This window comes from Nocardia sp. GP40 (assembly GCF_050434125.1).
GTDB lineage: Bacteria > Actinomycetota > Actinomycetes > Mycobacteriales > Mycobacteriaceae > Nocardia > Nocardia albiluteola.
This window is the reverse complement of sequence record NZ_JBNPVW010000002.1, coordinates 482,634-503,100: the sequence shown is the minus strand read 5'-3', so window position 1 is coordinate 503,100 and position 20,467 is coordinate 482,634. Positions and strand designations below refer to the sequence as shown.

Here is a 20,467-nt window from a genome sequence, read left to right as displayed (position 1 = left end):
GCGCAACTGCAATGACAGCCCGTCCGGTCCGGCCGCGGCTACGGCTCGGACGGATTGCCGCGGTTCCGGTCGTCCCGCAGACTCTTTTCTTGTGCGGAATCCAGCGTCCGAGCTCGTCACGGAACGGCGGGCACTCACCCATGGGCGGCGCCGCCGCACCTATACCGTCGTGCGCCCGCGGCAACCGGCCCCCGGTGCGGCCCTGGTGCTGGTACTGCACGGCACCATGCAGAGCGCCGACTCGATGCGGGAGTTCAGCGAGGATGCCTTCGATCGGCTCGCGCTCGGTGGCAACGTCGTGGTCTATCCCGATGCACTGCACCGCGAATGGAATGGGGCGCGGCGGGCGAAAATGCTGTTTCGCGACGTCAAGCAGGTGGACGACGTCGGATTTCTCCGGATGCTGGCCCAGGAGGTCGCCACGACGCTCGGCACGGGTCGCGTCTACACGATCGGATTCTCACTGGGCGGTCAGATGGTCATCAGACTGGTGCACGAGGCGCCCGACCTGCTCGCCGGGGCGGCCCTGCTGTCGGCCAACCAGCCGACACCCGAGGCCCTGGCGGTGCATCGGGGCTCCGTCGTGCCCGTGCCGCTGATCGCCATGCACGGCACCGCCGATCCGCTGTCCCGATTCGACGGTGGAAGCGTCAGCCTCCGCGGCTGGTTCCCCAAGGGTAATCATCTCGGCGCCGCCCAGACGGCGGCATATTTCGCCCGCCGCAACGGGATTCACACCTCCCCGGCCTTCCGATGGCTCGGACCCGAGGACGGGGTCACCGAGGGGCAGGTCTGCCGCACCGAGTATCGCGGGCCGGGCTGTCCGCCGGTCACGCTGTACACCCTCGTCGGCGCGGGTCATCAGATTCCCGGGGCCTCGCAGGGGGGTCGATTGATGTTCGGGTCACCGACGCGTGCGATCGACGCGGTGACCGTGATCGCCGAATTCTTCGGCCTCGCGGCGGGACGGTGACCGGAACGCGGCCATCCGCAGCGGCGCGGGCTGATGGCGCTGGAAGCGATTCTCCAGCGCCACGAGCCGATATAGGTAGAGCTCAGCGAGTGGTCACCTCATGCCACATGTCCGCATCGTTGCGCTGACGGAACTTGTTGATGGCGAAGATGACACCGACCACGACCCCGAGGGTGAGAAGAAATTTCATGATGCCCACCCTACTCGTCGTTCGAAGTTACTCTCCCGCAAGCACTCCCACACCGCAGTACCAGCCCGAGAACGATGCGGGCGCGCCGTCGGCGGGCTCCTCGGGTCGCCACGTGGACACGTCTACCATGCCGGGCTCGAGCACGGTGAATCCGTCGAACAGCGCCTCGATCTGCGCGCGACTGCGCGGCGTCGTCGTGGTGGGCGTCTGGCGCGACATGGCGACGATCCGTTGCGCATCGCCCTCGCGGCCCTCGTCGGTGAAGTGCGAGATCGCCAGGTAGCTCCCCGGCGCCATGGCCTCGCGCAGGCGCGCGATGCCCGCCGCGGGATCTGCCGACTCGGGCACGAAATGCAGGACCGACACCAGTAGCACCGCGACCGGGCGGCTGAGATCGAGCAGCCCGGCGACCTCCGGAGCTGCCAGGATCTCCTCGACATCGGTCAGATCGGCGCGGATCGCGGTCGCGTCGGGGTTGTCGGCCAGCAGTTGCCGGCTGGCCGAGACCGCCACCGGATCGATGTCGACGTACACCACCCGCGTGCCCGGACGCAGCCGCTGGGCGATCTCGTGCACGTTTCCCGCGGTCGGAATCCCCGAGCCCAGGTCCAGGAACTGGTCGATACCGGCCTCCTGTACCAGGAAGCCGACCAGGCGTCGCAGGAAGGCGCGGTTATCGCGGGCACCCTGCGCCACCTCGGGCATGGTCTGCTGGACCCAGTCCGCCAGTTTGCGATCGACCTCGAAGTTGGTGAATCCACCCAGCACGTAGTCGTACATGCGGGCCGAACTCGGGATCTGCGGGTCGATGTCGTCGGGCGACCAGTCGGGTAGGGCGGGCATACCAGCCATCATGACCGCTGCGTGGCCCGCAGGCCACTGCATCTAGGCCGGGTGGACCGGGCCGAACTCGCGCTCGCGATCATCGGTGGCGCCGAGCCCGGCCAGCAGCCGCAGGCCGTCGTGCGCCGCGCTGCTGGGTGCGGCCGACAGGATCACGAGCTCGACGCCGGCATCGTCCGGCACCGTGAAGTTCTCCTGATGCAGGTCCAGATTGCCCGACCAGCGGATGGGCGAAGGACTTGCGGCCGTGGGGCGGCAGCGCACGTGTGCCGGGCGATATTGTCCCGCGCAGCGGCCGCCGGCCGTACAGCAGCTCGGCCAGCGGGTTCGCGGCCAGCACCTCGAGCCGGTGGTCGGGGAGGAACGCGGGGGTGTCGGGCATGAGATCGAGCACGCGCAGCAGTTCGGGCCGCCGCTGGTCGGGCGGCGACTACGAGATGCCGTCGCTGCGGCTGCGTGCCGGGCTGGAGGACCTGGGGGACAGGGGATTCGGACTGCACGCCAGGGCCGCGCGCAGTCGACGCATCACACCGCGATCAGCGGCGGAGTATCCAGCCCGCGGCGGTATTGGCCGGGGGCCGAACCGTATTCGCGCTTGAATGCCTTGGCGAAGGCGAATTCCGATGCGTAGCCGACCTTTCCGGCTATCGCGCCGAGCGAGGCGTCGGTATCGCGGAGCATCCGGGCGGCGGTCAGCATGCGCCAGCGAGTCACGTAGGCCAGCGGCGCCTCGCCGACGGTGGCGGTGAACCGGCGCGCCAGGGTGGCCCGCGACACGTTCGCGATATCGCTCAGCTCCGGCACCGTCCAGGGATGGGCGGGGTTCTCGTGGACGGCGCGCAGGACGGCGGTGACGGCGGGATCGGCGAAGGCACCCGCCCAGCCCGACCCCGCGGACTGCTCGTCGAACCAGGCGCGCAGCGCAAACAGCAGCAGCGTTTCCAGGATCGCGGGCACCGCGGCGGCGCTGCCCGGTCGCGGCTCGGTCAGCTCGGCGGCCAGCAGGTCGACCGCGGCGCGCAACGACGGATGACGGCCCGGCAGCACCGGGAGATGGATGAATTCGGGTAGCTCGGCGAGCATCGGATGGTGCCGCTGCCGCCCCAATTCGTAGGCGCCGCAGAGCAGTACGGTGCGCGCGCCGGGCCCGGCGAGTTCGCGCGGCTCACCCGGGTGCGCGCGCTCGGTCACCTGGGTGTCCGGGTGATCCACCAGGTCGTGGTCGGCGCCGCGCGGCATCAGCAGCACATCGCCGACGCCCATCGCGAATGGTTCACCCGCCGCGCCGGGCACCACCCAGCAGGAGCCCTCCAGCACCACGTGCAGCCCGACGCTCGGCACTACCGGATACGTCCGCCCCCACGGCGCATGCCGGACGAACATCCCCGAGGTCGGATTCCCGGTGCGAATGGCCGAGATGGTGTCGCTGAGGATGTCCACATCGCCACGGTACCGGCCGTCCGCCCGGTTGCCGACCGTACGTTTTGACCCCGGACCAGCCCGGGGGGTACCGTCTTGAAGGTTGTTCACACTGTCTGTGGATAACAAGCCTGGGGCCTTAGCTCAATTGGCAGAGCACTGCCTTTGCAAGGCAGGGGTTAGGGGTTCGATTCCCCTAGGCTCCACTTCATATAAACCCGCAGGTCAATGATCTGCGGGTTTTCGTTTCTGATGACCAATCGAGTCAGGACCATGCTCGTACCTGTGGTTTGTGCCGCGGGACGCCTGCCGATCCTCGGCATCGCCCGCGTCACCGCCAGTGCCCTGGGCGAGCCCGAGCCGACATCCCTGCACGGGCCCGCCGCTGCTGGTCCACGCCGATGCTCGGGGCTGGGTCCGCCCGCCTGGAGCATCGGCCTGACACTCAATTGCTCGGCGGGAACTGCCCCTTCGCCATCACCTTGCCACCCGAGAGTGTGAAGGTCACTACGCTGGGGCCGCCGCTCGGGCAGCACAGGGCGTCACTGGATTTCGCCCACCTGTACCGCACCGATGTATGGGTGAATATTGCCCGATTCCACGGTCATCCACGACAGCACACCGTCACAGCCCGCCGAGATCGGGTCATTGCTCGCCGAAGGATTGCCCCATCCGCCGTTCGCGGACGGGGCGAGACTCTTGATCGCTGAGTTGGCGAGTCCGGAATTGAGGTCGAAACACAATCCGTGGCCGCTGCCGTTGGGCGTCGGATTCGTGGTCACCGGCACGATCGTGGGCTGCGGTGTGATGGTCCCGGTACTGGTGGCAGGTGCTGGCTGCGGCGAATTGGCATCGCCCGCAGATGGATTGCCGACGGGGGTCTGGGCGGGAGGCAGAGCCGACTGGTTGCCCTGCGCCGGTACGGTCGTCCCCTGGGATGCGGCGACTGTCGTGCTCGCTGTTCCCGCCTCACCGCGAACAACGAGCTCACTGCCAACTCCCAATCGAACCGACGGGCCAGTCTGCAGTCTGGCACCAGCGCCGACCCTGGTTTTGCCCAGGAGGTTGTTACCCAATTGGGGTGCTGGAAGTAGAGGCATCCGCCTCATACCGCCGCCGAGCGGCCGGTCCTATGTTTTTCCACGTCACAACGCACGAGGAGAGACATGCTCACCCCCATTGCCTACGGGCTCGCCATCCTGATCGATCTGCTCATCATCTTTGTCGGGCTACGGTTCTTCCTGGTGCCGGACGCCGCCGCGGCGGCCTTCGGCCTGCCTGCCGAATCCGCCGGGGACGCTGGCCCATATCTGACGGTAAAGGGCTTGCGCGACTTCACCTCCGGGGTTGTCGGCCTGGTCCTGCTAGGACTGGTCGGCGCGCACGCCGAGGCCTGGTTCATGGTCGCGGCCGCGCTGACTCCGTTCGGGGACGCCGGCATCGTGCTGCGCAATGGCGGCCGCAAGGCCGATGCCTTCGGCATTCACTTCGCCACCGCCGTTGTCGTTCTGATCAGCGCCGTCCTGCTGTTCCTCAGCTGACCACCCATCCGACGAATCGGGGAATCGACATGATTGAAAACACTGTGCGCACCGCCATCGAGGGCCGGGTCTGGCTGCCCCACGACGATGACTTCGACCGTGTGCGGCAACCGTGGAATCTGACCGTGGAGCAGCCGGCGGCGGCCGTGGCGGAACCTGCTGATGTAGATGACATGGTCGCGCTGGTGCGGTATGCGCGGAAGGAAGGCATCGCCCTGGCGTTGCAGCCCAATGGACACGGCGCTTCGGGCAATACGGATCGCGCGATCGTGGTGCGCACCAACCGCTTCGACGAAGTCAGCATCGACCCTACGCGGCGGGTCGCCCGGGTCGGCGCGGGTGTGGCGTGGGGCAGGGTGCTGGCGGCGGCCGAACCACACGGTTTGATCGGTCTGGCGGGCAGCTCGCCGGTGGTCAGTGTCATCGGTTACACCCTCGGCGGCGGCATGTCCTGGTTCGGCCGCGCGCATGGGATCGCGGCCAATAGTGTGCGAGCCTTCGAGGTGGTCGACTCGTTCGGCGATCCGGCACGGGTAACGGCCGACTCCGACCCCGACCTGTTCTGGGCGCTGCGCGGCGGCGGTGGTGACTTCGCGATTGTGACGGCCGTCGAGTTCGAGCTCTTTCCCGCGCCGAATCTGTATGGTGGGCATGTCATGTGGGACGCGTCGCGCACCCGGGAAGTGCTGGCCGCGTATCTCGACCTGGTGGCACAGGCACCGGCGGAGCTGACGGTATTCCTCAATAGGCTGCAGTTTCCGGGCGTGCCCGGTCTGGTTGGCATCGCCGCCGCCTATCTCGGCGACGCGGCCGAGGGCCGGGAACTGCTCCGAGGTTTCGATGCCATCGCGGGGGTGGTCAACGACAGCCGCGGGGCGTTCACCGCGTCACAACTCGGCGCCGTGACCTCGGAGCCGATCGATCCCGGCTACGCCATGATTCGCACGGAGCTGTTGACCGACCTGGACGAGCACGCCCAGCAGGTGCTCTTCGCCGGGCCGATCGATCCGCTGTTCGGGATACAGCTGCGCCAACTCGGCGGAGCGCTCGCCGAGCCCGGCACCGGCGCTCATCCCGCGGTGACCGAACCGTATGCGGTCTATCTTCAGGGCCTCGGTCCCACGGCGGAAGCACAGCAGCAGGTACGCGAAACCCAGCGGCGGGTGATATCCGACCTCGGCCACCGGGTGAGCGGCCGGAAGCCGTTCACCTCCCTGGGCGCGGGCGACACCCCCGCCGCGACCTTCGAGGCCGGAACCCTTGATCGGCTGGGCACTATCAAACGACAGCGGGACCCGCACAACGTCTTCCGGTCCAACTTCCCCGTCGCCCAAGCCGCCCTCCGCGCCATCTGAAGAGCCGTTCCCGCGCGACCGCCCCTTATCCCACCTTGGGGCGGCTGACATCAACCCGGACGCAACGGTTTTCACTCACCCGAGTTGAGCTGTCTCAGTCCAGGTCGAGGCGGGCAAGTTCGATTCGGTTGGTAACGCCCAGTTTTGGAAAAGCGCGGTAGAGATGATTGCCAACGGTCTTCGGGCTCAGGAAGAGCTGGGCGCCGATTTCCCTATTGGTCGCGCCTGTGGCGGCCAACCGAATCACCTGGAACTCTTGCGCGGTGAGCGTGGCCACCGAGCCGGAGGCGGCGCGCCCGGCTGTGTTCTCGCCCGCGGCGCGCAGCTCGCTGCGTGCCCGCTCGGCCCACGGTTCGGCGGCGAGGCGCTCGAACGTCGCCAGTGCGGCGCGCAGCTCGGAGCGTGCCTCGGTCTTGAAGCGCTCCCGGCGTAACCATTCCCCGTACAGCAGCCCGGTGCGCGCGTGATCCAGCCAGCGGCCCAGGTCGGCGTGCAAGGCCAATGCGGCCGCGAACAATTCGCCGTCGTTGTCCAGCATGGCCCGGCACCGGAGCTCGTGCGCCCGCACCCACGCCGAGTCGGTGGCGGCGGACCACTGCCGCAGTTCGGCGGCCAGCTCGGCCGCACGCTCCGGTGCGCGCAGGCGCACCGCGGCTTCCACGCCGTCACTGAGCAGATGAACCCATTGGCCGAGCGCGCGATTTGGGCTGCGGTACAGCGCCTCGATGCGGTCGAGTGCCGCCTCGTAGCGACCGTATCCGAGATCCAACAGCGCCAGCGCCCACCCCACGTGGGCGGTGGCAATGGAATTGACGCCGCCGGGCACCGAGCTCACGGCGCCTGCCGCGAGCTCGCGGCACAGGTCCTCGTCGCCGCGGTTGGCCGCGACAATGGACAGGATCGACCGAGCCTGACGAATCCGGTCGTGTTGCCCGATATCCTCGGCGATGCGCAGCGCGTCGCTGGAGATCGCTTCCGCCGCAAGCAGATTGCCGATCAACAGTTCGGCCTTCCCGAGGCCGCAGCCGACCACCGGCAGCCAGCCGACCATCGCTCGATCCCGGCACTCGGTGGTCAATTCGCGCAGCATGTCCCGCGCGTCGTCGACATCGCTGGCCAGAATTGCCTGCAACGCCAAGGCCAATCGCATCGACGGCGTGGCCGCCGGCATCGACCGGACCCGCGCGACACTGGCGCGGATCAGCCGCACGCCCGCGGCCGGGTCGGGCGAGTGCAGTCCCAGCGGACCCTCGACGAGGGGGAGTGCGGCATGCGCTGTGCCCGAGGAGATTTCGCTCAGCCGGGTTCGCACGGCGGCGACGCCGGCCAGATCGCCCTCGGTCCAGGCAGCATGGGCGGCCTCGATCAGCATGATGACCGCCATATCCGGATCGTCCCCGACCACCCGGGCAGCCGCATCCAGCAGTAGCTCGTATGCCACTGGTACCGCGCCTCGCTCGAACTCGATCCGCGCCCGCGCGGCGGTGAGCTGGGCGGCCGCGCGAGGGCCCACGGCCGACTGCTCGACCTCGGCGATCAGTCGCAGCGCGTGGTCGGTGCGACCCGCGTCGGCGGCCGCCTCGACGGCCAGGATCAGACGACGCGTTCGGTCGGCCGGATCGGGCGTCAGCCGGGCCGATCGCTCCAGCGCGATCGCGGCGGCGGCGTAACCGGTTCGGCCGCGCGCGTTCTCGGCGGCCGCCGCCAGCGCTGCGGCGGCCTGCTCGTCCGGGCCGGTCGCTGCGGCGGCGAGATGCCACGCCCGGCGGTCGGGTTCGCCCGTGAGGTCGGCGATGCGCCTGTGTACGGCCCGACGCTGACTCGAGGTGGCCAGGTTGTAGACGGCGGCGCGCAGAAGCGGATGTCGAAAGGCGACCGACTGACCCGACACCACCAGCATGCCGGTCTGCTCGGCAGCGGCCAGCGCCTCCTCCGTCATCCCGAATCCGGCGAGCACCTGCAGCACCAGGGTCAGATTTCCGGTTTCCTCGGCGGCCGCCACCAGCAGCGCCGTTCGCACCGACTCCGGTTGATCCACGATGTCGTGCTGGTAACCGGCCCGCAACTGATCCGGCAGGGGCAGCGGGCTCACCGAGAGGGCGTCCAGATCCATGCGCGGTAGCTCGAGCAGGGCCAGCGGGTTGCCCGCCGCCTCGGCGACCACTCGCTCCAGCTTCTCCGGCTCCAGTTCGGGTGCGTTGGCGGCGACCAACTCGCGCGCGGCGCCGGCCGCCAGCGGAGTCACTCGCAGCTGGGGCAGTCCGGTGGTAGCGAACTCCGCGCGTCCGGCGAACAGCAGGACGACGCCCTCGGCCCGCATCCGGCGTGCCGCGAAGACCAGGGCGCAGATGGACGCCTGATCCAGCCACTGGGCATCGTCGATCAGACACAGTACCGGCCCGGTGCCGGACATTTCGGCCAGCAGCGACAGGGTTCCCAGACCGATCAGAAAGCGGTCGGAAATAAGATCTGGGCTGTCACCGCCGAAGGCGCAGCGCAGGGCATCGGCTTGGTTGGCAGGCAGTGCGTCGAGGCTGTCCAGACCGGCGATGAGCAGCATCTGCAACCCCGCGAACGGCAATTCGGACTCGGATTCGACGCCGCAGCAGCGCAGCACCCGCCAGGAGTCGCCGACCAGGCTTGCTGCCAGGTCGAGCAGCGCGGATTTTCCGACGCCCGAGTCGCCCACGAGGACCAGCGAACTGCTCCAGCCCTTATCCGCTTCGTCCAGCAACTCGCGGATTCGGTCCACTTCGCCCTGGCGTCCGTACAGCACGCCCGCAAACGTATGCGCGTCACGCCCCCGGCGGCAAGAACCGCTCGTGTCGCTATCGGGTGTCCGAGCGGACCCGCTCGTAGCGGCCATCGGGTGTAGGTCCGAAGCGGTTGGGGAGCTCGTCGACTCGTTCGGGCGTTCGCTTGACCTGTGGTCTTTCCGGTCGGAAGGATTGAATCTCATCTCGTGCACCGGCAATCGGTCTGTTATTGTTAATGATAACGGTTTCCAGTTTCAAGATCTGATGAGGTAAGCACGATGAGCGGTCCGGGTTACGGCAAGCGTGTGATCGGTGTGGCGATGGGGGCGGCGGCGCTGGCCGCGATCGCGACGGCGTGCAGCAGTGGCGGCGCCTCCTCGCAGTCGGCTCCGTCGGGCGGCAAGCTCGAGGTGGTGGCGACGATCAACGCCTGGGGCAGCATCGCGGCGCAGCTTGGCGGCGACAAGATCCACGAGACCAGCATCATCACCAATCCGGACACCGATCCGCACTCCTACGAGCCGACCCCGGCCGACGCCCGCACCTTCGCGAACGCGAAGGTGGTGGTGGAGAACGGAATCGGCTACGACGCCTGGGCCGACAAGCTGCTGGCCGCCAATCCCGGCGCCGGCCGCACCGAGATCACGGTGGGCAAGGTGGTGGGCGTGCCCGACGACGGCAACCCGCACCAGTGGTATTCGCCCGCCTCGGTCGCGAAGGTCGTCGACACCATCACCGGCGATTACAAGAAGGCCGATCCGGCCGACTCGTCCTACTTCGATCAGCAGCGGCAGCACTTCCTGACCGAGAGCCTCGGCAAGTACAACAGCCTGGTCTCCGACATCAAGCAGAAGTACGCGGGCACCCCGGTCGGCGCCAGTGAATCGATCTTCGCCCCGCTCTCGGACGCGCTCGGCCTGAACCTGCTCACGCCCGCGGAATTCCTGAAGGCGATCAGCGAGGGCACCGACCCGTCCCCGGCGGACAAGTCCACCATCGATCAGCAGATCGCGGCCAAGGCCATCAAGGTCTACGTCTTCAACAGCCAGAACAGCACCCCGGACGTGCAGGCTCAGGTCGACGCCGCGAAGAAGCAAGGCATCCCGGTCTCCACCGTGACCGAGACCCTCGCGCCCGCGAACGCGTCGTTCCAGGACTGGCAGACGGGCCAGCTGTCGGCGCTCGAGGACGCGCTGCACCAGGCGACCGGCAGGTAGGTGACTGCCATGGAGACGAGTACCGCGTCGAACGGGATCACTTCCGCCACAACGCCTTCCGACGACCCCGTGGTCCGCATGAACGGCGCTGCGGCGGTGGTCGGCGGCAGGCAGATCTGGTCGCACGTCTCGCTCGCGGTGCGTCCGGGGCAGTTCGTCGCGGTGCTCGGACCCAACGGCGCTGGGAAATCCACACTGTTGCGCGCGGTGCTCGGGCTCACCTCGACTCCCGATGGCACGGTAGAGGTGCTGGGCGCACCGCCCGGACGCCGCAATACCGGCATCGGATACCTGCCGCAGCGGCGCGCCTTCGATGCGGGCGTGCGCATACGCGGCATCGACATCGTGAGCCTGGGCCTGGACGGCGCACGCTGGGGCACCCCGATGCCGTGGTTGTCGAAAATCGTTTCCCCCGAACGGTTCCGGGCGCGGCAGCAGCGGGTGCACGAAGTCATCGAGCTGGTCGGCGCCGAGGCGTACGCGCATCGTCCGATCGGGCAGTGCTCCGGCGGCGAGCAGCAGCGCCTGCTGATCGCCCAGGCGCTCATCCGGCGTCCGCGTCTGCTGCTGCTGGACGAGCCGCTGGACAGCCTCGATGTGCCCAGCCAGGCGGGCATCAGCGCGCTGATCCGGGACATTTGCCACCACGAACGGGTGGCGGTGATGATGGTTGCCCACGACGTGAACCCGATCCTGCCGTATCTGGACCGGGTCGTCTATGTCGCGCGCGGCGCGGCGGTGAGCGGCAGCCCGGAGGACATCATCACCGGGGAGAAACTCACTGCCCTGTACGGCATTCCGATCGAGGTGCTGCGGGACAGCGCCGGACGACTGGTCGTCGTCGGGCAGCCCGACGTACCGGCGGGCCACGGCATCGCCAACGCTGCCGCCGTACCGGGGATGACGCCGTGAACCCCGTGGCCACCTGGAATCTGGCGGACGACATCCGCCAGCTGCTGACCTATCCGTTCATGGTCAACGCGGTACGCGCGGGCACGATCGTCGCCGTCGTGGCCGGGGCGGTGGGCTGGGTGATGGTGCTGCGCCGCGAGAGCTTCGCCGGGCACACCCTGGCGATGATCGGATTCCCGGGCGCGGCCGCGGCCACCTGGCTCGGATTCGCCTCCGGGTACGGCTATTTCGCGGCCTGCATCGGTGCTGCGCTGGTGTTCGCCGCGGTCCCGGCATCGGTCCGGATGCACGGTGGTGGGGAGCGGTCCGCGGTCATCGGCATCGTGCAGGCCCTCGCGCTGGCCGCCGGGATGCTGTTCGTGAGCCTGTACAAGGGCTTTCTGTCCGGGCTGACCAACCTGCTGTTCGGCACCATTGACGGCGTCACCGATCAGCAGGTGCTGGTGCTCCTGATTGCCGCGGTGCCCTGCCTGCTGGTGCTGCTGCTGATCGGCAGGCGGCTGCTGTGGGCCTCAATCGATCCCGAAACCGCCGGGGCGCAGGGGGTTCCGGTGCGGCTCGTCGGGGTGCTGTTCCTGCTGCTGCTCGGAATCGCGGCGGCGGGCACCAGCCAGGTCACCGGCAGCCTGCTGGTCTTCGCGCTGCTGGTGGCCCCGGGGGCCGCCGCGCATCAGCTCACCGGTCGTCCCGGGTACGGGGTCGCGATATCGGTGGGCATCGCGCTCGTGGCCACCTGGGCCGGAATGGGATTCGCGTACTTCACGCCGTATCCGATCGGATTCTGGGTGAGCACGTTCGCCTTTGCCGCCTATCTGGCGTGTGCCGGATACCGCGCGGCGGTGGACCGGCTGCGAGCGCGCGCGCCACATCCGATGCCGCAAGTCGCCGCGCGAGAGGCGGTCTCGTCATGAGTATGCTGTCGCATCCCTTCATCCAGTACGCGCTGATCGCCGGGACCGCCGTGGCGATCCTGTGCGGGCTGGCCGGCTTTTTCGTTGTCCAGCGGGGCGAGGTGTTCGCCGGCGACGCGCTGGGACACGTGGCCTATACCGGGGCGATGGCGGCGCTCGCGGCCGGATTCAACCTGCGGATAGGGCTTTTCGCCACCTGCGTGGTGGTGGCGATCGCGCTCGGGGTGACCGGCGCCCGGGGCGGCGTCGGCGATGTCGCGATCGGGTCGTTCTTCTCGTGGGTGCTGGGCCTGGGCGCGTTGTTCCTGACCCTGTACACCACGCATCGGGCCACCGGAAATTCCACCGCGAACGTGAATGTCCTGTTCGGCAGCATCTTCGGGATCAGTTCTGCGGCCGCGACGACCGCCGCGCTGATCGCGGCGGGTGCGGTCGCGGTGCTGCTGGTGATCGCGCGGCCGCTGCTGTTCGCGACCATCGATCCGATCGTGGCCCGCGCGGCGGGCGTTCCGGTCCGGGGCGTGGGCGCGGTGTTCCTCGGGCTGGTGGGGGTCGCCGTCGCCGAGGCCACCCAAATCGTCGGTGCCGTGGTCGTTCTCGGCCTGCTGGCCGCCCCACCTGCCGCCGCCGCGCGGCTGACCGCGCGGCCCTGGCGGGCATTCTGGGTCTCGGCCGTGCTGGCCGTCGCCGCGGTGTGGGCGGGAGTCGCGCTGTCGTATGCGATACCCGCCGCGCCGGCCAGTTTCACCATCATGTCCGTCGCGGCGGCATGCTATCTCGCGGCCGTCGCGGTGGATCTGTTCCGTCGCTACCGAAACCTCCATGTCCGCACCGGATCGCTCGTCGGCTGAGCGCCGGCCCGAGCGCTACCGCACCACGGTGCGGCAGCGCGTGGTGCTGGATGTGCTGCGGCGCAACGATCGTTTTCGCAGCGCTCAGCAGCTGCACGCCGAATTGCACTCCGGCGCTACCATTCGCATCGGGCTGACCAGCGTCTACCGCATCCTGCACCGGCTCACCGAGCAGCACCTGGTGGAGACGCAGCGCGCCGAGGATGGGGAGGTCCTCTATCGGATCCGCGGCGGCAGCGAGCATCACCACAACCTGCTGTGCCGAATCTGCGGTCGTGCCGAGCGTTTCACGCACGCCGACCTCGAGCACGCCACCGAGCACATCGCCGCGCACTATCGATATACCGATGTGAGCCATCACATCGACCTCTACGGCACCTGTCCGGACTGTGCGGTCGGGTCCGAGGGGGAGTGATCGGATTTATCCACAGGCATCACGGGACAGTTGTGGATAAATCCGTCGGCACAATGTCATAGAAACCGGGTCAGGACACCGCGACTCGGGCGGCCTGCCGATCGAAGAACCCGGCGATCGCCTCGACGAAGCCCGGACCGTCCTCCGCGGGCAACCCGTGACCGGCGTCGAATTCCCGGTATTCGGCACCGGAGATCGCCTGGGCCACCTCGCGCTGGTCCGCGATGGGCACAATCTGGTCCTGTCCGCTGGCCAGAACCAGTGTGGGAGCGGTGATCAGCGGCAGCAGGGCGCGGATGTCGACCTCGCGGTCGACATCGGCCTGCACCGACTGGGCGGGTTCGAGGATGCTCGTGAAGTAGTCGACGTTCGCCGCGTATTCCTCCGCGGTCCAGGACGAGGTGACCTCCGGGCGCAGCGCGGTGAGCGTGATCAGCTGGGCGAGCAGGCGCTTATCGGTGCGCAGCAGAGAAGTCCAGAGCTCGAACTGGGTGCGTCCACGGGCATCGGTAGCGGCCCAGGGGGCGTGCAGCACAAGGGAGTCCACCCGATCCGGGTAGCGCGCGGCCAGGTTTGCGGCGGTGACGGCGCCCAGCGAATGACCGGCCAGGTGAAAGGTTTCGGCGCCGGCGTGATCGGCCGCCGCAAGGACCTGATCGGCCAGGTCGTCGACGTTCACCCGATCGGGCGCGGTGGTCGCGCCGGATCCGGCGTAGTTCGGCGCGATGACCGTGAAGCGGTCGGCGAGCTCCGCGATGAGGGGTTCGTAGTTCCCCTCGTTGGTAGCGAAGGTGCCGTGCACCAAGACTACGGCTGGACCGGTTCCGGCGACGAGGTACTCGACGTTGCTCTCACCGTTGCTCAGGGTGACGGGCGCAAAAGGCATGGGAGATCTCCACATTCGATCGTTGGGGTGGGACGGTGGACCGGCTCCCGGGTGTATTCGACAGTGCGGAACCGCTGGTTATTCCTGCTGCGGCCGACGGCGTCGAGCGGTGGCGCATGTGAGCCGTGTGGGGCGATCGCGCGAGATCGGCGGCGCCGCACGGCCTGCCGCGGGTGGTGCGTGAAACCTGGACCGCGGCGGACCGAACGGCCCCGGACCTACTTCTTCTTGTCCGCGGTCAACTCCCCGCCGATGGCCCAGCTGTCGGTGGGCACCTCCTGGATCCAGACCTGCACGGCCTCGGCGGGAATCTGCAGGGCATCGACGAACGCGTCGGTGATCCGGCGAACCAGATCGCGCTTGAGCTCGATGGTGCGCGGACCCTGCTGAACGGTAACGATGGGCATGACTGTCTCCTGGTGAATTCCGTTGGGATACAGGCTTTTCCGGCTCTTTGGCCGGTTCGCCGGGGTGTTCCGGCGGCCTGAGAACAGTTCACCGCAGAACCGGTGGCCGACCAATGGGCAGTCCGTTCGCGCAGGGATAAGGATTCGTTATCGTCCCTGATGGACTTGGGAATTGCCCTGTTCGAGAAGCTTGCGCACCAGGGCGAGCTGCGGGGTCGACGCGCCCTTGCGCACGGCTACCCCGATGGGCAGCGACAGGCCCGGTTCGAACGGCCGGAACACCACTCGCGAGTTCGCCGCCGGGTGGGCATTGGCCGCGTACACCACCGTCCACATGGGAGTTCCGGTGCCGATGGCGGCCAGGGTGTCCTGCAGGGTGCTCGATGCCTGCGCCGGTATCGGTTCGAATCCCGCGCGCTGGCACGCGGTCAGCACCAGATCCACCAGCGCCGGATGGTTACGCCGCTCGGTCAGCCGCAGCGGCAGGGCCGCCAGGTCCGCCAGTGTGACCGAGTCCTGCCGTGCCAGGGGATGCCGGGCGGGCAGCGCCACTACCAGTGGATCGTCCCAGGCGGCAAGGAATTCCAGCTCGGGACTGTCCTGCGGGGAGGGCGAGCGCAGGAAGGCCGCGTCGAGCCGCCCGTCGGATACCTGCGCCAGCCGTTCGTGCACCGGCAGCGAGATGAGTTCGACCTGCAGCCGGGGGAGTCGATCGGCCAGGCCGTCCAGGATCGCGTCCAGCCGCTCGCCCAGGCCGGTGATCGTGCCCAGCCGCAGCACCTCCGCGCGCCCGCCGGCCAGCTCGGCCACCGTGGCGCGCGCGGCGTCGGCGGCCGCGAGGACCGACCGCGCGGCGGGCAGGAATCGCTGTCCGGCCTCGGTGAGCCGGACCCGGCGCGGGGACCGGTCCAGCAGCTGCACCTTCAGTTCCCGTTCCAGCCGCCGCACCTGCTGGCTGACCGCGGGCTGGGCGATGTGCAGCCGCTCGGCCGCCCGGCCGAAGTGCAATTCCTCGGCGACGGTGACGAAGTAGCGCAACTGGCGCAGTTCCACGGCTCGGACTCCTCGATCTCGCTTCGGCCCATACAACCATCACCGGCGCGCATCGTCCCTGCTCGGCCCGTCGCGCGGGGGATCTGTGGGTTGTGACACAGCACAGTGCGGGGGCCCTGTGCCCGCTTCGCGCCGTATCGTCGTTGACCATGGACCAGGCGGAGTTGTCGAGGCTGATGCAGTCGGTCGTCGAGCCGTATCTGCTGGGCGGCCCGCGCAAGTACAGCCGGGCCGATCTGCGCCGTGATGCCGAGGTGCCGCGGGATGTGTCTCGGCGCCTGTGGGTTTCGCTCGGCTTCGCGGCCGATCCGGACGATGCGGCCATCGAGTACGCCGAGGGCGATCTGACCGCGCTGCGGGACTTCCACAGCCTGGAAGCGCTGGCGACGGACGACGCGCGTAAGCAGTCCGCCGCGGTGCGCACCATGGGCCAGTCGATGGCGCGGCTGGCGGAGTGGCAGGTCGATCTGGTGGTCGAGGAGATCGCGAACCGGATCGAGTCGATCACCGCGCAGGATCCGGGGGCGGACACCGAGGTCGTCGCGCGGGAGGCCACCGAGGAGGTGGTCACGACCCTGCAGCGCCTGCAGGCCTATGCGTGGCGGCGGCATCTGGCCGCCGCCCTCGAGCGGGCGCTGGGCGGCCCCGCCGACATCACCCGGGAACTGGCGGTGGGCTTCGCCGATATGGTCGGCTACACCCGCCTGACCCGGCACCTGATCGCCGAGGAGCTGTCCGAGCTGCTCGAGACCTTCGAGGCGGTGACCACGGCCGCCATCACCGCGAACGGTGGGTGGGTGATCAAGAACGTCGGCGATGAGGTGATGTTCGCCGCCGAGACGGCGGCGGTGGGTGCCCGCATCGGGTTGGACATCCAGCGGGACGCGGCGGCGCAGACCAGGCGCGGCGAGTCCGACGCCACGACGATGCCCGAGCTGCGGGTCGGCCTCGCGTACGGGGTGGTGCTGCAGCGTTTCGGGGACCTGTACGGATCGACGGTGAACGTCGCGGCGCGATTGACCGGCGTGGCCCGGCCCAGGACGGTGCTGATCGATGACGGCGCCGCGGCGCAGCTGGACGGGGAGCCGGAATTCGCGATGCGGCACCTGCGCAGCGTGCACGTGCGGGGCATCGACCGGCTGCGCTCGCATGTGCTGCGGCGCGCGACGGATCACACGGAAGATGTCGAGTACTACTACTGAGGGCTGCCTCGCCGGGGCCCGCCCATCGTGGCGGGCCGCCTCGGGAGAACCTACCCGAAAATTAGGAGCGGGCCTCGGCGAAGGGGGGGAGTTTGCCGAGGCCCGCGTAGGGTCGGCCCGGGGGGGAGGGGCCGACGTGAATGATCCTACGCGACGATTCGTGATTGTGTACGTATGAGGGCCGCCACTTTTCGGAAAGTTTTGCCGGCGGGCCTGCCGCTGCGGTAGCGCTACATTAGCTAGCGATCTTGAATGGCGATAGTTTCATGTGAAAGATGTTGCCGTGCAAATAGTTATGCCACGGATTGGCATCATATGAGGTGTGCCTCACGATTGCCATCGATCGGTTGATATGCGATATAGGCCACGATTCGGCGCCGAGGATTTCCCGCTGGATGGACGCCCGGGCGTGTCAGGGTAGGAGGTCGGCGGGCCGGCCGAGTACCGCCTCGCGGCAGACCCGGGTAGTGCGTTACTCGTGCCCGTAGACCCGTGCGCGAGCGACGATTGCATCGGCCGCATCCCGCCGGCACCCCCGAGCACCCGCCGGACCCCCGGGATGCGGCCTCCCTGTGTCCGGGACAACTCCGCGGCCCCGTGATCCTCACGCCGATCCTCACGCCGCAGGTGGCGGCATTATTCGGGCGAACTTGTCGGTGGTCTGGGCAATACTTGGCCGCGAAAACCATTCGTCACATGACCGTCACCCACGTCAGGAGTGTCATGCCCGACGCCATCATTGCCGAGGGTCTGATCAAGAAGTACGGCCGTCTGGTCGCCCTCGACGGACTCGATCTCACGGTGCCCGAGGGCACCGTGACCGCCCTCCTGGGCCCCAACGGCGCCGGCAAGACCACCACCGTCCGCGTGTTGACGACACTGCTCGTCCCCGACGCCGGCCGCGCCACGGTCGCCGGGATCGATGTGATGCGCGAGCCGCAGCGGCTGCGATCCCATATCGGCGCCTCCGGCCAATACGCGGCCGTCGACGAATACCTCACCGGATTCGAGAATCTCGAGATGGTCGGGCGGCTCTATCACCTCGGCGTGGCCCGCAGTAAGCAGCGCGCCCGCGAGCTACTGGACAGGTTCCGGCTCGCCGATGCCGCGGACCGCCCGGTCAAGGGCTACTCCGGCGGCATGCGCCGCCGCCTGGATCTGGCCGGGGCCCTGGTCGCCAACCCGCCGGTGCTGTTCCTGGACGAGCCGACCACCGGGCTGGATCCGCGCGCCCGGATGGATCTGTGGGACGTCATCGAGGAGCTGGTCGCGAGCGGCACCACGCTGCTGCTCACCACCCAGTACATGGAGGAGGCGGACCGGCTGGCCGATGCGATCGCGGTGATCGACCACGGCCGGGTCATCGCCCGCGGCACCGCCGACGAGCTCAAGACCCGCGTCGGCGGCGATCGCATCGAACTCACCGTCGACCGTGTGGACAGCCTCGGGGTCGCGCAGCAGGCCCTGGCAGGTCTGGCGGTCGGGGAGATCCACCTGGAACCGGGCCTGCGCCGCATCACGGTTCCGGTCAGCGACGGCTCGGCCGCGCTGGTCGACGCGATCGGGCGCCTGACCGCCCATGAGGTCACGATTCACGATGTCGGCCTGCGGCGTCCGTCGCTCGACGATGTCTTCCTCACCCTCACCGGACACGATGTGCAGGAGCTGGTCAACGGCGATCGCGCACTGGAAAATGCCACGGAAGGACAGCTGCGATGAGCTCACTCGTCATCGATGAGCCGACGCCGCTCGCGCGGCTGACCATGCTGGTCAGCGACTGCGTGACGATCACCAAGCGCAACGTCATCAAGATCCGCCGGGTGCCCGACGTGCTGGTCTTCTCGACCCTGTCGCCGATCATGTTCGTGCTGCTGTTCGCCTTCATCTTCGGCTCGGCGATCAAACTCCAGGGCACCTCGTACCGCGAGTTCCTGATCGCCGGAATCTTCGCCCAGACAGCGGTTTTCGGCGCGACGTTCACGGGATCCAGCCTGGCCGAGGACATGCAGAAGGGCATCATCGACCGGTTCCGCTCGCTGCCCATGGCGCCCGCGGCGGTGCTGGTCGGGCGCACGGTCGCCGATGTGGTGATCAACGTGGTCAGCCTGGTGGTGATGTCGGTGACGGGCCTGTTGATCGGCTGGCGAATTCGCGGGTCACTGCTGGACGGGGTGCTCGGCTATGTGCTGCTGTTGCTGTTCGCCTACGCGGTGTCGTGGATGATGGCCGTGGTCGGCCTGCTGGTGCGGGCCCCGGAGGTCTTCAACAATGCCAGCTTCGTGGTGATCTTCCCGCTCACCTTCATCGCCAACACCTTCGTGCCGAGCCGCGAATTGCCCACGCCGCTACGGGTTTTCGCCGACTGGAATCCCGTCTCGGCGGTCACCCAGGCCACCCGCGACCTGTTCGGCAACACCAGCCCGCTCATGCCGACCTCCGATGTGTGGTCGATGCGGCATCCCGTGATCACCACGCTGATCTGGGTGGTGGTGTTGCTGGCGGTCTTCATTCCGCTCTCGCTGCGACAGTTCAGGCGCGCGGTCAGCAGGTGATCCGGCCCGCCCGCGCTGACCTGTGAATACTGCACGAACTGCGCGGCTGTGACACAGTGGTCGCATGCAGTTGGGGACCTCTGGCAAGTCCGGCCGGTTGCGCAACCGGTTGATCATCGCAGTCGTGATCGCCGCCGCGGGCGGCTCCGCATGGCGGGCGCTCACGCGCCGCCCGCAACTCCCGGCGCCGGCCCAGGAGCCCCCGCGCCTGGGCTACTCCACCAACGGTGTGAGCCCCCACCGCGCAGTCCAGTCTTAACGCAAACCTCTTCGGGTCCTGTGATGCACCGTCCTGCACCGCGCGGCAATGAATATATGGGCATTCGGTCGGGCACACCCAGAACTCGAGTTGGCCACCCACCGCCGGTCCGCAAATCAGATCTCGCGCCACTCGCTGGTACGCAGAGGCGCGGAGAGGCGGGTATGCCACCATGTTCGGCGTGACTTCACCGAATCAGACCTCCGTGGCAACGCTGCACACGAACCACGGCGATATCAAGATCTCGCTTTTCGGTAACCACGCTCCGAAGACGGTGCGCAACTTCATCGGCCTCGCCGATGGCTCCGCCCCGTATTCGACGCAGAATGCGAGCAAGGGCACCAGCGGCCCGTTCTACGACGGCAGCGTCTTCCACCGTGTGATCGATGGGTTCATGATCCAGGGCGGCGATCCCACCGGCACCGGCCGCGGCGGCCCGGGGTACGAATTCGGCGACGAGTTCCACCCCGAACTGCGCTTCGACCGCGGCTACCTGCTGGCCATGGCGAACGCCGGACCCGGGACGAACGGGTCGCAGTTCTTCATCACGGTCGGCGCGCAGCCGCACCTGAACCGCAAGCACACCATCTTCGGTGAGGTCGTCGACCCGGATTCGCGCAAGGTCGTGGATTCCATCGGCACCACGGCGGTCGACCGCAACGATCGACCCAAGGATCCGGTCGTCATCTCCGGCATCACACTGAGTCAGTAACCGCAAGAAGCAC

Annotated in this window: 23 protein-coding genes and 1 tRNA gene; 14 read left to right on the top strand and 10 right to left on the bottom strand. The window is 68.3% G+C overall.

Features of this window, described 5'->3' with window-relative positions:
- Positions 1–91 precede the first annotated feature (91 nt).
- Entirely contained in the window at positions 92–973 is an 882-nt protein-coding gene (locus tag ABH933_RS06900) for an alpha/beta hydrolase family esterase (protein ID WP_429418447.1), read from the top strand.
- An 82-nt stretch (positions 974–1,055) separates the two neighbouring features.
- Here the strand turns inward: ABH933_RS06900 and ABH933_RS06895 are convergent, their stop codons facing one another.
- From ABH933_RS06895 to ABH933_RS06880, 4 genes are all read right to left on the bottom strand, one after another.
- Positions 1,056–1,163, bottom strand: a complete 108-nt coding sequence (locus tag ABH933_RS06895; protein WP_215914999.1) for a DLW-39 family protein — start codon at positions 1,161–1,163, stop codon at positions 1,056–1,058.
- A gap of 27 nt (positions 1,164–1,190) precedes the next feature.
- Positions 1,191–2,006, bottom strand: a complete 816-nt coding sequence (locus tag ABH933_RS06890) for an SAM-dependent methyltransferase (RefSeq protein ID WP_429418446.1) — start codon at positions 2,004–2,006, stop codon at positions 1,191–1,193.
- 42 nt (positions 2,007–2,048) lie between these two features.
- On the bottom strand, positions 2,049–2,270 hold the full coding sequence (locus ABH933_RS06885; protein WP_429419266.1) for a hypothetical protein: 222 nt from the start codon (positions 2,268–2,270) through the stop codon (positions 2,049–2,051).
- A 261-nt stretch (positions 2,271–2,531) separates the two neighbouring features.
- A complete protein-coding gene (locus ABH933_RS06880) occupies positions 2,532–3,446 on the bottom strand; it encodes an AraC family transcriptional regulator (RefSeq protein WP_429418444.1) in 915 nt (304 codons plus the stop codon).
- A 112-nt stretch (positions 3,447–3,558) separates the two neighbouring features.
- Between ABH933_RS06880 and ABH933_RS06875 the strand changes: the two genes are divergently transcribed.
- Positions 3,559–3,631, top strand: a tRNA-Ala gene (locus tag ABH933_RS06875).
- Between the two features lie 239 nt (positions 3,632–3,870).
- Here the strand turns inward: ABH933_RS06875 and ABH933_RS06870 are convergent.
- On the bottom strand, positions 3,871–3,996 hold the full coding sequence (locus tag ABH933_RS06870) for an LppP/LprE family lipoprotein (protein WP_429418442.1): 126 nt from the start codon (positions 3,994–3,996) through the stop codon (positions 3,871–3,873).
- Positions 3,968–4,207, bottom strand: a complete 240-nt coding sequence (locus ABH933_RS06865; RefSeq protein WP_429418441.1) for a hypothetical protein — start codon at positions 4,205–4,207, stop codon at positions 3,968–3,970. The genes ABH933_RS06870 and ABH933_RS06865 overlap by 29 nt, the downstream gene beginning before the upstream one ends.
- 384 nt (positions 4,208–4,591) lie before the next feature.
- Here ABH933_RS06865 and ABH933_RS06860 point away from each other — a divergent pair, with 384 nt between their 5' ends.
- Both ABH933_RS06860 and ABH933_RS06855 read left to right on the top strand, forming a co-directional pair.
- A complete protein-coding gene (locus ABH933_RS06860; protein WP_429418439.1) occupies positions 4,592–4,966 on the top strand; it encodes a DUF4267 domain-containing protein in 375 nt (124 codons plus the stop codon).
- Between the two features lie 29 nt (positions 4,967–4,995).
- Positions 4,996–6,321, top strand: coding sequence for an FAD-binding oxidoreductase (locus ABH933_RS06855; RefSeq protein WP_429418437.1), 1,326 nt, complete (start codon positions 4,996–4,998; stop codon positions 6,319–6,321).
- Positions 6,322–6,415: 94 nt separating this feature from the next.
- Here ABH933_RS06855 and ABH933_RS06850 read toward each other — a convergent pair whose 3' ends face one another.
- On the bottom strand, positions 6,416–9,097 hold the full coding sequence (locus ABH933_RS06850) for an AAA family ATPase (protein ID WP_429418435.1): 2,682 nt from the start codon (positions 9,095–9,097) through the stop codon (positions 6,416–6,418).
- A 258-nt stretch (positions 9,098–9,355) separates the two neighbouring features.
- Between ABH933_RS06850 and ABH933_RS06845 the strand changes: the two genes are divergently transcribed.
- The 5 genes from ABH933_RS06845 to ABH933_RS06825 are packed head-to-tail and all read left to right on the top strand — an operon-like array spanning position 9,356 to position 13,383.
- Positions 9,356–10,294, top strand: coding sequence for a metal ABC transporter solute-binding protein, Zn/Mn family (locus ABH933_RS06845; RefSeq protein ID WP_429418433.1), 939 nt, complete (start codon positions 9,356–9,358; stop codon positions 10,292–10,294).
- Between the two features lie 9 nt (positions 10,295–10,303).
- Positions 10,304–11,206, top strand: a complete 903-nt coding sequence (locus ABH933_RS06840; RefSeq protein WP_429418431.1) for a metal ABC transporter ATP-binding protein — start codon at positions 10,304–10,306, stop codon at positions 11,204–11,206.
- On the top strand, positions 11,203–12,117 hold the full coding sequence (locus ABH933_RS06835; RefSeq protein WP_429418429.1) for a metal ABC transporter permease: 915 nt from the start codon (positions 11,203–11,205) through the stop codon (positions 12,115–12,117). Before ABH933_RS06840 ends, ABH933_RS06835 begins: the two co-directional genes overlap by 4 nt.
- Positions 12,114–12,968 (top strand): metal ABC transporter permease, encoded by an 855-nt coding sequence (locus tag ABH933_RS06830; protein WP_429418427.1) that lies wholly within the window; start codon positions 12,114–12,116, stop codon positions 12,966–12,968. The genes ABH933_RS06835 and ABH933_RS06830 overlap by 4 nt, the downstream gene beginning before the upstream one ends.
- Positions 12,940–13,383 carry a Fur family transcriptional regulator gene (locus tag ABH933_RS06825; protein ID WP_429418425.1) on the top strand — a complete coding sequence of 148 codons (444 nt, stop codon included), beginning with the start codon at positions 12,940–12,942 and terminating at the stop codon, positions 13,381–13,383. Before ABH933_RS06830 ends, ABH933_RS06825 begins: the two co-directional genes overlap by 29 nt.
- A gap of 70 nt (positions 13,384–13,453) precedes the next feature.
- On the opposite strand, the gene ABH933_RS06820 is transcribed toward ABH933_RS06825, so the two are convergent.
- The 3 genes from ABH933_RS06820 to ABH933_RS06810 form a co-directional block, all read right to left on the bottom strand.
- A complete protein-coding gene (locus ABH933_RS06820) occupies positions 13,454–14,269 on the bottom strand; it encodes an alpha/beta fold hydrolase (RefSeq protein ID WP_429418423.1) in 816 nt (271 codons plus the stop codon).
- A 218-nt stretch (positions 14,270–14,487) separates the two neighbouring features.
- On the bottom strand, positions 14,488–14,790 hold the full coding sequence (gene dmpI, locus ABH933_RS06815) for a 4-oxalocrotonate tautomerase DmpI (protein WP_429418421.1): 303 nt from the start codon (positions 14,788–14,790) through the stop codon (positions 14,488–14,490).
- A 33-nt stretch (positions 14,791–14,823) separates the two neighbouring features.
- Positions 14,824–15,729, bottom strand: coding sequence for a LysR substrate-binding domain-containing protein (locus tag ABH933_RS06810; protein WP_429418420.1), 906 nt, complete (start codon positions 15,727–15,729; stop codon positions 14,824–14,826).
- A 149-nt stretch (positions 15,730–15,878) separates the two neighbouring features.
- On the opposite strand from ABH933_RS06810, the gene ABH933_RS06805 reads away from it, so the two are divergent.
- The 5 genes from ABH933_RS06805 (at position 15,879) to ABH933_RS06785 (ending at position 20,454) form a co-directional block, all read left to right on the top strand.
- Complete coding sequence (locus ABH933_RS06805; RefSeq protein ID WP_429418418.1) at positions 15,879–16,931, top strand: adenylate/guanylate cyclase domain-containing protein; 1,053 nt, start codon at positions 15,879–15,881, stop codon at positions 16,929–16,931.
- 723 nt (positions 16,932–17,654) lie between these two features.
- Entirely contained in the window at positions 17,655–18,650 is a 996-nt protein-coding gene (locus tag ABH933_RS06800) for an ATP-binding cassette domain-containing protein (protein ID WP_429419198.1), read from the top strand.
- Positions 18,647–19,483 carry an ABC transporter permease gene (locus tag ABH933_RS06795; protein WP_429418416.1) on the top strand — a complete coding sequence of 279 codons (837 nt, stop codon included), beginning with the start codon at positions 18,647–18,649 and terminating at the stop codon, positions 19,481–19,483. The genes ABH933_RS06800 and ABH933_RS06795 overlap by 4 nt, the downstream gene beginning before the upstream one ends.
- A 64-nt stretch (positions 19,484–19,547) precedes the next feature.
- Positions 19,548–19,742, top strand: coding sequence for a hypothetical protein (locus tag ABH933_RS06790; protein ID WP_429418414.1), 195 nt, complete (start codon positions 19,548–19,550; stop codon positions 19,740–19,742).
- Positions 19,743–19,923: 181 nt separating this feature from the next.
- Entirely contained in the window at positions 19,924–20,454 is a 531-nt protein-coding gene (locus ABH933_RS06785; protein ID WP_308166199.1) for a peptidylprolyl isomerase, read from the top strand.
- Positions 20,455–20,467: the final 13 nt, after the last annotated feature.

What these genes read in the sequence shown, in the direction of transcription:
- ABH933_RS06895 (WP_215914999.1), bottom strand. Translation starts at nt 1,163, where the DNA reads ATGAAATTTCTTCTCACCCTCGGGGTCGTGGTCGGTGTCATCTTCGCC.
- ABH933_RS06890 (WP_429418446.1), bottom strand. Translation starts at nt 2,006, where the DNA reads ATGCCCGCCCTACCCGACTGGTCGCCCGACGACATCGACCCGCAGATC.
- ABH933_RS06860 (WP_429418439.1), top strand. Translation starts at nt 4,592, where the DNA reads ATGCTCACCCCCATTGCCTACGGGCTCGCCATCCTGATCGATCTGCTC.
- ABH933_RS06855 (WP_429418437.1), top strand. Translation starts at nt 4,996, where the DNA reads ATGATTGAAAACACTGTGCGCACCGCCATCGAGGGCCGGGTCTGGCTG.
- ABH933_RS06845 (WP_429418433.1), top strand. Translation starts at nt 9,356, where the DNA reads ATGAGCGGTCCGGGTTACGGCAAGCGTGTGATCGGTGTGGCGATGGGG.
- ABH933_RS06840 (WP_429418431.1), top strand. Translation starts at nt 10,304, where the DNA reads ATGGAGACGAGTACCGCGTCGAACGGGATCACTTCCGCCACAACGCCT.
- ABH933_RS06830 (WP_429418427.1), top strand. Translation starts at nt 12,114, where the DNA reads ATGAGTATGCTGTCGCATCCCTTCATCCAGTACGCGCTGATCGCCGGG.
- ABH933_RS06825 (WP_429418425.1), top strand. Translation starts at nt 12,940, where the DNA reads ATGTCCGCACCGGATCGCTCGTCGGCTGAGCGCCGGCCCGAGCGCTAC.
- ABH933_RS06820 (WP_429418423.1), bottom strand. Translation starts at nt 14,269, where the DNA reads ATGCCTTTTGCGCCCGTCACCCTGAGCAACGGTGAGAGCAACGTCGAG.
- ABH933_RS06805 (WP_429418418.1), top strand. Translation starts at nt 15,879, where the DNA reads ATGGACCAGGCGGAGTTGTCGAGGCTGATGCAGTCGGTCGTCGAGCCG.
- ABH933_RS06800 (WP_429419198.1), top strand. Translation starts at nt 17,655, where the DNA reads ATGCCCGACGCCATCATTGCCGAGGGTCTGATCAAGAAGTACGGCCGT.
- ABH933_RS06795 (WP_429418416.1), top strand. Translation starts at nt 18,647, where the DNA reads ATGAGCTCACTCGTCATCGATGAGCCGACGCCGCTCGCGCGGCTGACC.
- ABH933_RS06790 (WP_429418414.1), top strand. Translation starts at nt 19,548, where the DNA reads ATGCAGTTGGGGACCTCTGGCAAGTCCGGCCGGTTGCGCAACCGGTTG.